The following is a 1,386-nucleotide window of genomic DNA, read 5'->3' as shown; positions in this document are numbered from 1 at the left end:
GGCCGGTACGCGGAGCGTCCCCGCCCCGCAGGGCCCACGGACGCGGGGCACCGCGGCGGTTACCCGATTCGGGTGAACGCGGTTGGACGTCGACCCGGGGCGCGCCCGCGTGGTGGGGCGCCACCTCCTGCACGGCGAAGTCCCCCGCCCCACCTGGTACGCGTGACACCCCGAGTAAGGAGCACCCCCGCATGACCAGCAGTTCCCCGACCGTCCCGCTGTCCGTCCTCGACATATCGTCCATCGACTCCGCCGGCAGCCCCGCCGAGACCCTGGTCGGCACCCGCCGGCTGGTGGCGGCCGCCGACGAGCTGGGCTACACCCGGTTCTGGGTGGCCGAGCACCACAACTCGCGCGGGATCGCCGGCTCCGTCCCGGCCGTCCTGCTGGCCGCGCTCGGCGAGCGGACCAGCCGGATCCGGATCGGCGCGGGCGGGGTGATCCTGCCCAACCACCCGCCGTACGCCGTCGCGGAGTCCTTCCGGACGCTGGCCGCGCTGTTCCCCGGCCGGGTGGACCTGGGCATCGGCCGCTCGGGCGCGGACCCGCTGCTCTCCCACGCGCTGCGCCGGGCGCCCGACGAGGACTTCCCGGCGGCGCTGGAGGAGCTGCTCGCCTTCGTCGACGGCGGCTTCCCGGACGGGCACGTCTACCAGCGGCTGGAGGCCCTGCCGGAGCCGCCGCGGCCGCCCCGGCCGTGGCTGCTGGGCGCCAGTGTGCGCAGCGCCGTGGACGCGGGCCGGCGCGGGCTGCCGTACGCGTTCGCCCACCACTTCTTCAACTCCCGCGGCACCGAGGAGGCGCTGCGGGCGTACCGGCAGAGCTTCCGGCCCTCGGCCCGGGCCGAGCGGCCGCACGCGATCGTCACCGCCTACACGGTGTGCGGGGAGACCACGGAGCACGCGCGCCGGCTGACGGCGCCGGCGCTGTTCCCGGTGCTGCGGCTGAACGGCGCCTCGCCGATCGCGCCGCTGCCCACCGTCGAGGAGGCGGCGGCGTACCCGTGGACGGAGGCCGAGCTGGCCTCCGCCGACGCACTGCTCAGCACCCAGGCGGTCGGCGACGCCGAGGAGGTCCGCCGGGCGCTGACGGACCTGCTGGAGCGCACCGGCGCGGACGAGCTGATGGTGACCAACAACGTCACCGACGTCGAGGAGAAGATCCGCTCGCTGGAACGCGTGCGGGACCTCGCCCCGGCGCTGCCCGTCCCCGCCGGGGTCAGCCGGTAACGGCCGGGCGGCGGCGGTGGGCGCGGGCGCCGAGGCTGTCGCGGATGCGGCGGTGGTGGGTGACCACCCGCTGTTCCAGATCATGCTGGCCCTGCAGAACGCGCCGGTCGGCGAGTTCGCGCTGCCGGGGCTGGAGACCGGCCACCTGGCGGCGCCG

The 1,386-nt window shown here is 76.4% G+C and carries 1 protein-coding gene; it reads left to right on the top strand.

Features of this window, described 5'->3' with window-relative positions; all coding sequences use genetic code 11:
• The first annotated feature begins 191 nt into the window (after window positions 1–191).
• The gene (locus ACWDCZ_RS41365; protein WP_380777094.1) at window positions 192–1,229 is read left to right on the top strand and encodes an LLM class flavin-dependent oxidoreductase; all 1,038 of its coding nucleotides are present in this window, start codon (window positions 192–194) and stop codon (window positions 1,227–1,229) included.
• Window positions 1,230–1,386: the final 157 nt, after the last annotated feature.

Source organism: Kitasatospora sp. NPDC001225, from assembly GCF_053597855.1.
The sequence above is the reverse complement of the archived record's forward strand: the minus strand, read 5'-3'. Positions and strand labels throughout refer to the sequence as shown.

Coding starts and splice junctions, on each gene's coding strand:
- ACWDCZ_RS41365 (WP_380777094.1), top strand. CDS start 192: ATGACCAGCAGTTCCCCGACCGTCCCGCTGTCCGTCCTCGACATATCG.